Genomic DNA, 8,930 nt, shown 5'->3' on the forward strand with positions numbered 1-8,930 from the left:
GACGGCCCCGGCTGACGCCGTCCGGGCCGAAGCGCCGGCGCCGAGGCCCGCCGCCACCAGGTCGACGCCGCCGGTCGAGTCGGTGCTCGTCGAGTCCGTCGAGTCGGTGCCCGTCGAGTCGGGGCCGGTCGAGTCGGGGCCGGTCGAGTCAGTGCCCGTCGAGTCAGTGCCCGTCGAGGCGGAGATCGACCTGGCCGCCGAGCCTGCTGCGCCGCGGTCCACCCGCCCCGCCGTCCGCACCCCAAGGTCAGCTCCGACTCCGGAACCGATCGCGACGTTCGATGCGTCGACAGCGACCGAAGCGACCTCCGACCCGGCGGCCGACCGGCCGGCCAACGCCCGCAAGGGCAGCAGCGCGAAGGCGGGGCGCGGCACGCGGTAGCTGCGGCATGATGACCGGATGCGACAGGTACTACTTCTGGTCGGGATCGTCATGGCGATGAGCGGAACGCTCTTCGCGTTACAAGGTTTCGGGGCCGTACAGGGCAGCCCGATGAGCAACACCACCACATGGTCGGTGGCCGGCCCCGTCATCGCGATCGCGGGGCTGATCCTGGCGGTGTTCACCTGGCCCCGACGCTGATCGCGCCGGCGCACTGGCGACACTCAGGCCGAGTGCGTCTGCGCCCCGTCTGAGTAGGTCGCCAGCACCGCGATGTCGCGCACCGCGTCGGGATCGGCCTCGTGGGACAGCGGATCGGCGCCGAGCAACACGAAGTCGGCGGCCTTACCGGCGGCCAGTGAGCCAACCAGATTGTCCGCGTGGCACATCCACGCCGCGTCGATGGTGCTGCCCTTGAGGGCTTGGGCGACGGTGACCCGCTCGGCCGCGTTGAGCACCTCTCCCCCGTCGGCCATGGTCCGGGCGGCGGCGGTGGCGATGTAGTTCAACGGACCGATCGGCGACACCGAGAAATCGCAGTGGAGGCTGGCCCGCAGCCCGGCTTTGACCACCGAGGCGTAGCGGTCCAGCAGTGCGGCGCGGGTCGGGCCCAGGATGTCGTCGCGCATCACCCTGCCCCACAACCGGACATGGTTCATCAGAAAGCTCGGGGTGATGCCGAGGGCGGCCATCGTGGCGATGTGCTCGTCGTGCAGCAGGGAGCAGTGCTCGATGCGGTGCCGCTTGCCGGCGTCCCAGGCGGGTAGCTTCGCAGTCTCGGCGAAGGCCGCCGTCACCATGTCCAGGGCGGCATCGCCGTTGGCGTGCACCATGATCGGCCAGCCGGCGGCGACGGTCTTGGCGAAATTCGCGGCGAGCTGCTCAGGGCTGAAGTTGGCCACGCCGCGGGTGTTGCGGCCGACGTAGTTCTCCCGCATGTAGCCGGTGTAGCCCTGGTTGGAGCCATCGGAGACCCACTTGATGGTCTGCGCGCGCAGCCGGTCATCGCCGGAGCCCAGGGCTATGCCCGCGCCGAGGAAGTCGTCGAGGTTCTCCCCCCACAGCGACATTGACCCGCGGATCGGGAAGCCCGGTGCGGCGAAGGTCTGATGCAGCAGATCCACCTCTTTGGCAGCGGCTATGGCTCCGGTGGCCGCCTCGTGGACGTAAGTCACCCCGGCCTTGGCCGCCATCTCACCGATCCCGGTGATGGCCTGGGCGATGACCTGCGGTGTCAGCGCCGGCAACACCTTCATGAACGCGATCATCGCCGCGGACTCCGAGACAATGCCGGTGAGCTTGCCGTTTCGGGCGCCGAAATCCCCACCCGGCGGGTTGGGGGTGGACGCGGTGATCCCGGCTGCGGCGTAGGCGGCGGAGTTGACGTAGAAGAAGTGCTGCGAGGCGTTCATCACCACGATCGGCACGTCGGTGGAGACACCGTCGAGCAGGTCAGCGGTGAGGTCGGGCTGGCCGGGCAGCAGACTCGGGTCGTACAGCTGGCCGACCACGGCCTGCCCCCTGGGTGCCTTGGCCACCGCCGCCCTGAGTGCGGCCAGCACCGCATCGAGGGTCTTGTTCGTGTAGGGCGAACAGTCCACCCCGTCGAAGACCAGTGCCGAGGTCATCAGGTGCAGGTGCGGTTCGACGAATCCGGGCATGACGACGCCGGTCGGGTGGTCGAGCACTGTGGTGCCGGGGCCGACGAAGGTCTCCAGGTCGCTGCGTGATCCGACGGCCAGGATCCGTCCGTTGGCCACCGCCATGGCCTCCACGCTGGGCTGCGCCTCGTCCATGGTGAGCAGCGAACCGGTGACGAGAAGGTCCGCCTTGCTGGCGTTTTCACTACGCGGAGGTTGCACGGCACGTGGTGCGGACGCGACACCCTCAAGGGAGACCCGGGCCGTGTTGGCCGGATGCGGCGCGCAGCAGCCCGCGGCGGGGCCGTGGTTGTCGGTCATGGCTACCTTTCGGTGATGGTTTCTGTGCCGAGCGTATCCCGACCCCGGGCGGACTCCGGTCCTCTCCCGCGGCCTGGCGAGGCGGCCTCCCGGCGTCACGCTCAATAGCGGCGATTCAATTGACAACTTTTAGTTCGCGTGTAATTCTTCGTTCGTGACCGATGTTCAACTGGTGGTTCCACTGTGGGCCTGGATCGCGTTGACCTTCGCGATCGTGGCCATGCTGGCCGTCGACCTGTTCCTGCACCGCGACAACCACGTCGTGGAGTTCAAGGAGGCCGCCATCTGGTCGGCCATCTGGATCGCGGCCGGCTTGGGCTTCGGCGTGCTGATGTGGTGGGCCTACGGCGGCGACGTCGCCGGCACCTACTTCGCCGGCTACCTGATCGAGAAGGCGCTGTCGATCGACAACGTCTTCGTCTTCGCGCTGATCTTCACCTACTTCGCGGTGCCCGAGCGCTACCAGCACAAGGTGCTGTTCTGGGGTGTCATCGGGGCGCTGCTGTTCCGGCTGGTGTTCATCTTCGTCGGCGCCGAGTTGCTCAAGACCTTCTTCTGGACGGCGTACCTGTTCGGCGCCTTCCTGGTCTACACCGCCTACAAGATGGCTTTCCACCACGACCGCGATATGGACCCCGAACGCAACCTGCTGGTGCGCATGGTCAAGCGGGTGGTGCCCACCATCAGTGAGTACGACGAGGGCCGGTTCTTCACCCGCCGTGACGGCACCCGGGTGGCCACCCTGCTCTTCGTGGTGCTCGTCGCGGTGGAGGCCACCGACCTGATCTTCGCCATCGACTCGGTCGCCGCGGTCCTGGCCATCACCACCAGCACCTTCATCGTCTGGACCGCCAACGCGTTCGCGGTGCTGGGTCTGCGCAGCCTGTACTTCTGCTTGGCCGGGTTGATGCGCCGGTTCGTCTACCTGCACTACGGGCTGGCGGTGCTGCTCGGGTTGGCCGGCGTCAAGCTCATCCTGTCGGAGACCCCGGTCGGCAAGCTGCCCATCCCGCTGACGCTGGGGGCAATCGTGGTCACCCTCGGGGTCTCGATCGCCTGGAGCCTGCTCGCGACCAAGGGGCAGCCCCGCACCGCTCTGCCAGGCCACGACACAGGCCATGACGCCCATACGACAAGCGAGGTCGGAAAATGACGAGAGCGACGCGAACCCGACGGGCGACCAACGGGCCACGCAGTAGTGCCGCTGCCGCTGCCGCAGCCCCGGCCCGAACGTGGACGTTTCTGACCAATCACAGTCACGTCCTGATCTGCCTGGCGCGCGGGGAGGCGCTCACGGCCCGCGAATTGAGTAACAGCATCGGGATCACCGAGCGGGCGGTGCAGGTGATCCTGGCCGAGCTCACCGAGGCGGGCTACCTGGTGAAGCGGAAGGACGGCCGCCGCAATATCTACACGGTCAACCAGCGCGGCCGGCTCCGCCACCCGTTGGAGTCCCACCACACCGTCGGCGATCTGATCGCGGCCCTGGATTAGCAGGGGCCTCCCGCGGCGACGAGCGCGGCGCCGCGGGAGGCCAAAGGGGCTCAAGGGATGGACCCGGGAATGCACCCGGGAATGGACCCGGAAATGGACCCGGAAATGGACCCGGAAATGGACCCGGAAATGGACCCGGAAATGGACTACGAAACGGTGACGTGGACGTGGTTGAAGTGGTCGGCCACCCGCCACATCGTGTACTCCACGCCGAAGCGTCCGGCCTGGCTGAGGATGTCGGCGTTGATGGCATCACCCAGACCCATGTTCGAGCCGATCATGATGTCGATGGCGCGGCCACTCGGGTGATCCGGGCGCGAATCTGCCCGCACTCCGCCGATGGACTGAACGCCGGGATAGTTGGCAACGATGTACTGCGCGAGGTTGCGCGCGTTGGGCACCAGCCCGCTCATCCCAACCTGAGGGACAGCCGAGGCGGTGGCCGATGAGGTTGCAACAAGTGCGGCAGTGATCGTCGCCAGTGCAATTCTGTTCATAGTGGGAGAAGGCTAATCGGATAAGTCAGGCGATAAAAATCGTTGAGCGACAAACCCTTAGCTCTTCCGTTGGGAACCGATTTGCTAAATGTGTTTGCTTTCAGGGGAAATCCACCCTGTGGACAACACTATCGTCCCAGTTCAGCGCTGTGCCCACAGGAATCGGTGAAAACCCAGGTAGATCCGTTGATGCACGGGTGTTTTCGCAGTTCAGCAGCACTACTGCGCCGAGGGCGATTCACGACTGCCGATCAGTAATTTGCTCTTACACCAACATTTTTCAAACGTGGCCTCGATCACACCTGGCGTGTTGTGGGGCTGCGTTGGTGAGTTTTGCACTGTGCCGGTTCGGATTTGCGATGCATCCCCCGCATCAGAATTTCAGTGTCGCAGTCGCCATTCGCCGGATTTCGCTGCCCTATTTGATTTTTCACTATCTCCCAACGCGCCCCCGAGTTGCAAGACCGGCGCCGCCTACTCTCCTTCGGCGCGCGCCAGCACAGCTAGCAGATCGAGGAGTTCGTCCTCCCCCACGATGCCGCGCCGATAACAGGCCCGGGCCATGTCGCGCAGCACCGGCAGGGTGAAGCGGCGGCGTCCGTTCTTGCCGATGCGGATCGGCTCGATGGGCTCTCCGTCGGACTGGGTGAAGACCCCGGTGCGCATCGCCCAGTAGACCCACTGCACCGACTTGCCGAAGAAGCGGGCCACCTCGCTGGTGCTGTAGTACTTCTCGCCCACCTCGATGACGGCCGGCGGGGGGACGTCCCGGACCGGGGCCGGCGGGCAGGCCGGGTCGAGGAGTTCGCGCTCGATCTCGACCCCGAGGGTCCGCATGCCGGCGCTGGCCAGGGCCGCGAAGCCCAGGGCGTCGACCGCCTTGACCTCAATGCGCAGCGCGTAGTCGATCGCGCTGAACCCGCCGTCCATCGTGCACGGCTCCAGGTCGTGGCCCATGAGCATGTTCAGGCCGTGGCGCTGCAGGATCAGGCTGAGCCGACGCAGATGCTGTTCGCGGCCAAGGTCCTCCATCGGAAACGGCATCCACAGGTCGGCGCGGGTGGCAATGGCCCGGCTCAGCGCGGTCACCACGGCGTCGACCTCGGTGAGGTCCTCCTGGGCCGCCGCCTCGCCGGGATCGAAACAGTAGGTCTCGGTCACCACCGCGCCCTGGCGGGCGGCCTTCTCGTCAAGGTCGAAGTGCCGGATGGTCTCCCGATCACCCAAAACGATGACCGCGTAGCTGGTGTTGATCGACTGCGACATGCTCCCCCTTCAATCTTCGACGCCGCCGATGATAGGAGTGACCTCTGACAGTGCTCAGTCAGCGGTGTGCGCCGCGACGCTCCCGGTGGGTCGCCGGCCGGCCGGTTGACTCGGTGCCGGGTTCTGCCGCCCGGGCCGCACTGCGCACAGCAGCGGGGCCGGGCTCTTCCCGGGCCGCCGACTCCAACACCTGAGCCCGCTTCTGGTGGGTGGTCAGCACACCGCGGTCGAGGTAGGGGCGTGGGTCACCGGGCTTGTCGTTCCTCGAGTACCCGGCGTCGATGATCGGGCGCAGCGCGTTGTCGAGAGCATCCACCGTCTTATCCGGCACGCCCACCACCCGCAGCACCTCGGTCAACGGCAGGGTGGGCGCCGGAACGAAGTAGGTCCTGTCGGTCGCTCCTTTGGAGTTGACCACCGTGGTGATGTTTTCCGGGGCGATCCGGGAAGGCAGGTCGTAGGCGAGTTGGTGGACGAACACCGCGGTCGTCGCGGCGTTGAGCAGAGTCAGCAGATTCCAGGGGCGGTCGGGGAAGTCGCCCCAGATGTCGTATTCGTGGATGACCAGCGATGTGTCGTAACGACTCTCAACCGGCGGGGCGATCGTGACGTCCACGATCGGAACACGGGTGCCCGAGCGGAACAGCGTCGTGGCGAGTCCCCGCGTCGGTGAATTGAACAGGACAAACTGCAGTTGATCCGCGGCGGGGGTATGCGGATCGCTCTCCAGTCGGGCCCGCTGCCGGTCGAGGATGACCGTGCCTTGTGACTGGCCCACGATTGCCAGCGGTTCGTCTCGTTGTTTGATGGCGGCATCGAGGTTGTCGGTTCCGATGTTGATGTGCGCGTTGGCGGTTCCGGGACGGAGCAGTGAGCCCGGATAGTCGATCAATACCGGAGTGCTGCCGGGAAAGAAGCCCGCGCCGATCTCCCTGTTGGGCGTGACGTAGCGCGTCACGAGGGGCAGCGCCGCGATAGCCGGAAACCATTCCGCCCATTCGTATTCGGCTCCACCGAGGATGAGCCGGGTCTGCGGGGTGGCGACGCCGTCGGCAACCGGACTCAATGCCAGTATCGCGCTGAGCCCGGCGCCGTAGACCGCGGCGCGAGGCCTAGCGAGGGAGGCCCGCCGCGCGCTGTTCATCGTGGCCGACGGTGTTCACAGTCGATTAGGATAGGAGGCTTTTTGTCTGGTGTGTCAAAAACCCCGAATTCGTCTGTGCCAGAGTCGATGGCAGGGTCGCTGCGGCCCGATCGTCACCCCCACCGCTCGACGATCTCGCGCACGCCCGGGCTGACTTCGCGGTGGCAGACCACCCGGATGTCCAGGCCGGCGTCGGCGACGATGCCCGCCGCGCGTTCGATCGCGGCGTCGATCCACCCCGGGTGGTTGTTGAAGACTCCCCCGCCCACCCGGGTCAGCAGCACGACGTTCGACCCGCCCGCGTCGGCCTGCTCGGCAGCCGCCAGCAGCGTCGCCTCGTAGGTGGCCTGCAGGATCAGTTGGGCGAACAGCGCCCACTGCGGCCGGGGCAGCCGCGAATACCCCAGTGGCAGTGCCGAACAGAACGCCTGGGAGACCAGCCGGCGCGGCGGGCCGTCGACGTCGGTGACCTCCACGTTGCGATGCAGGCCGATCGACAGCTGCCCGCGCAGGCTGTCGCGGACCTCCTCGGTGGCGTCTTGGAGAGCCGCACCGATCGCAGCGAGACCCCGCTCGGTGCACAGCGCATAGCCGTTGCTCATCGTCCACAGCGCCTCTACCGGAAGGCCGGTCAACTCCGCCAGCGCCGCCCCCACCCCGGCCAGCGCATCGATCTGCCGGTCGGCGGTCTGCCCGATCTGATCACCGACGGGCACGAAGTAGTTGCGGTAGATGGTGGCCGCCCCGGCCGCGATGGCGCACGCCGGGCCCTGGGTGCCGTCCCACGCGTAGCGGGTGACACCCTGCTCCGGTGTGACGTGCTCGGAGAGCATCTCCAGGGCATTGAACTGGGAGGCCACCTGGAACAACGCCCCGTCGAACTGCGGGTCGGAGTGCAGCCTGCGGGCCTCCCCGATCACAGCGTCGACCGTACTGCGTTGTCCCCGTGACGGATTCGTCCGAGAGCGAAGCTCGGCGACGGTCGGCAGGGTGAACTCCCCGATCCGGTAGCGCTTGCCGTTGACCCGCGACACCAGCTCGTCGCGCTCGACGGCAAGCCGCTGCTGGGTGGAGGTGTAACCGTCCTCGGCGAAGCCGGTGAGACGCTGGAACCAGTCGGTCATGCTCAGGCCCCCTCTCGCTGGGAGCGCTGGGCCCGCCGCCGCAGCACCGCGGCTTGTTCCTCGGTGTCGGGAACCGGGTGGTCTGCCTTGCGGGTTCCCTGCCGGAGGTCCCGCATGCGGTCCAGCACCTCCGGATAGCCCAGGCCCTCGTGGTCGATGAGCCAGGCGCCGATCACGGTGCCGGTGCGGCCCTTCCCGCCCCAGCAGTGAGCCAGCACCACCTTGCCGGCATCGAGTTCGGCGCGGATGTGCGCCAGGATCCGGTCGTACTCGGTGTCCTCGACGACGCCGCAATCCGGGATCGCGAAGCGTTCGTAGGCCGCGCCGCGGTCGAGGTCGCCGCGATAGGGACGCATCGGAACGCCGCCGCGGGTGATTTCCCCGGCTTCGGTCAGGTCGACGAAGGAGTTGACGCCGGCTTCGCGCAGAACCCGCAGTTTGCGCGCCGTTTTGTCGTTGTCCTTGGCCCCGGGGTACTCGGTGGCCAGCAGCCGGCCGGGGATGACCCACCAGCCGTGCACGAGGTCGTCGTGGGGCCAGCTCGGTGTGTTGGTGTTGGTGTCGTTCATAGTCGAAAAGTCCTCTCGTCTGGGTGGATGTGGGTGGATGAAGTGCGGGACGACCCGGTGCGGGCTCCCGTGTGCAGTCGGTGGTGCTCAGCGCCCGCCGCTGGTGATGACGGCGGTGGGCGGGCGGTGTATTACCGCGGCGTGCGGGACAGTTCAGCCAGCAACCGCTCGCACTCCCGCTCGTTGAGGACACCCTGCCGGTGACAGGACTTCGCCATTTCCCTGAGCATGCCCACGGTGAAGCGGCGGCGCCGGCCCCGCCCCACATGCAGCGGCTCGATGGGCGAGTCGTCGGCGTAGGTGAAGAAGTCCTTGCGCAGCGCCCAGGTGATCCAGTTGACCGGCTGACCAAGCAACCCAGCCGCCTCGCGGGTGCTGTAGATCCGCTCCCCGCGGCACACCCTGTCGGACCTCCCGGCGCTGCGGGCCAGGTTCGCCTCGATCTCGGCGGTCAGCGTCCGCGAGCCGGCAGCGGCCAGCGCCGCGATGTCGA

At 67.2% G+C, this 8,930-nt stretch carries 10 protein-coding genes and 1 pseudogene; 4 read left to right on the plus strand and 7 right to left on the minus strand.

The window, feature by feature from the left end; genetic code table 11:
• A pseudogene (locus ADBZ5N_RS15145) lies at positions 1-382 on the plus strand (hypothetical protein); the annotation flags it as partial.
• Positions 383-400: 18 nt separating this feature from the next.
• A complete protein-coding gene (locus tag ADBZ5N_RS15150) occupies positions 401-583 on the plus strand; it encodes a hypothetical protein (protein WP_526258755.1) in 183 nt (60 codons plus the stop codon).
• A 23-nt stretch (positions 584-606) separates the two neighbouring features.
• On the opposite strand, the gene ADBZ5N_RS15155 is transcribed toward ADBZ5N_RS15150, so the two are convergent.
• The gene (locus ADBZ5N_RS15155) at positions 607-2,343 is read right to left on the minus strand and encodes an amidohydrolase (RefSeq protein WP_526258757.1); all 1,737 of its coding nucleotides are present in this window, start codon (positions 2,341-2,343) and stop codon (positions 607-609) included.
• 154 nt (positions 2,344-2,497) lie between these two features.
• On the opposite strand from ADBZ5N_RS15155, the gene ADBZ5N_RS15160 reads away from it, so the two are divergent.
• Complete coding sequence (locus ADBZ5N_RS15160) at positions 2,498-3,496, plus strand: TerC family protein (protein WP_526258759.1); 999 nt, start codon at positions 2,498-2,500, stop codon at positions 3,494-3,496.
• Complete coding sequence (locus ADBZ5N_RS15165; protein ID WP_526258761.1) at positions 3,493-3,837, plus strand: helix-turn-helix transcriptional regulator; 345 nt, start codon at positions 3,493-3,495, stop codon at positions 3,835-3,837. Before ADBZ5N_RS15160 ends, ADBZ5N_RS15165 begins: the two co-directional genes overlap by 4 nt.
• A 146-nt stretch (positions 3,838-3,983) precedes the next feature.
• Here ADBZ5N_RS15165 and ADBZ5N_RS15170 read toward each other — a convergent pair whose 3' ends face one another.
• From ADBZ5N_RS15170 to ADBZ5N_RS15195, 6 genes are all read right to left on the minus strand, one after another.
• Complete coding sequence (locus ADBZ5N_RS15170) at positions 3,984-4,334, minus strand: VldE C-terminal domain-containing protein (protein ID WP_526258763.1); 351 nt, start codon at positions 4,332-4,334, stop codon at positions 3,984-3,986.
• Between the two features lie 474 nt (positions 4,335-4,808).
• Positions 4,809-5,600 (minus strand): DUF7229 domain-containing protein, encoded by a 792-nt coding sequence (locus ADBZ5N_RS15175; protein ID WP_526258765.1) that lies wholly within the window; start codon positions 5,598-5,600, stop codon positions 4,809-4,811.
• Positions 5,601-5,658: 58 nt separating this feature from the next.
• Positions 5,659-6,744: a PE-PPE domain-containing protein gene (locus ADBZ5N_RS15180; protein WP_526258767.1), complete on the minus strand. Its 1,086-nt coding sequence runs from the start codon at positions 6,742-6,744 to the stop codon at positions 5,659-5,661.
• A gap of 113 nt (positions 6,745-6,857) precedes the next feature.
• Positions 6,858-7,868 (minus strand): hypothetical protein, encoded by a 1,011-nt coding sequence (locus tag ADBZ5N_RS15185; protein ID WP_526258769.1) that lies wholly within the window; start codon positions 7,866-7,868, stop codon positions 6,858-6,860.
• A gap of 2 nt (positions 7,869-7,870) precedes the next feature.
• On the minus strand, positions 7,871-8,437 hold the full coding sequence (locus ADBZ5N_RS15190) for a protein-tyrosine phosphatase family protein (protein ID WP_526258771.1): 567 nt from the start codon (positions 8,435-8,437) through the stop codon (positions 7,871-7,873).
• A gap of 131 nt (positions 8,438-8,568) precedes the next feature.
• Positions 8,569-8,930 (minus strand): DUF7229 domain-containing protein (locus ADBZ5N_RS15195; protein ID WP_526258773.1); only part of this gene is annotated, 362 nt, incomplete at its 5' end.

This window comes from Mycobacterium sp. (assembly GCF_044370595.1).
Lineage (GTDB): Bacteria > Actinomycetota > Actinomycetes > Mycobacteriales > Mycobacteriaceae > Mycobacterium.

What these genes read in the sequence shown, in the direction of transcription:
- ADBZ5N_RS15150 (WP_526258755.1), top strand. Translation starts at nt 401, where the DNA reads ATGCGACAGGTACTACTTCTGGTCGGGATCGTCATGGCGATGAGCGGA.
- ADBZ5N_RS15155 (WP_526258757.1), bottom strand. Translation starts at nt 2,343, where the DNA reads ATGACCGACAACCACGGCCCCGCCGCGGGCTGCTGCGCGCCGCATCCG.
- ADBZ5N_RS15165 (WP_526258761.1), top strand. Translation starts at nt 3,493, where the DNA reads ATGACGAGAGCGACGCGAACCCGACGGGCGACCAACGGGCCACGCAGT.
- ADBZ5N_RS15170 (WP_526258763.1), bottom strand. Translation starts at nt 4,334, where the DNA reads ATGAACAGAATTGCACTGGCGACGATCACTGCCGCACTTGTTGCAACC.
- ADBZ5N_RS15175 (WP_526258765.1), bottom strand. Translation starts at nt 5,600, where the DNA reads ATGTCGCAGTCGATCAACACCAGCTACGCGGTCATCGTTTTGGGTGAT.
- ADBZ5N_RS15180 (WP_526258767.1), bottom strand. Translation starts at nt 6,744, where the DNA reads ATGAACAGCGCGCGGCGGGCCTCCCTCGCTAGGCCTCGCGCCGCGGTC.
- ADBZ5N_RS15185 (WP_526258769.1), bottom strand. Translation starts at nt 7,868, where the DNA reads ATGACCGACTGGTTCCAGCGTCTCACCGGCTTCGCCGAGGACGGTTAC.
- ADBZ5N_RS15190 (WP_526258771.1), bottom strand. Translation starts at nt 8,437, where the DNA reads ATGAACGACACCAACACCAACACACCGAGCTGGCCCCACGACGACCTC.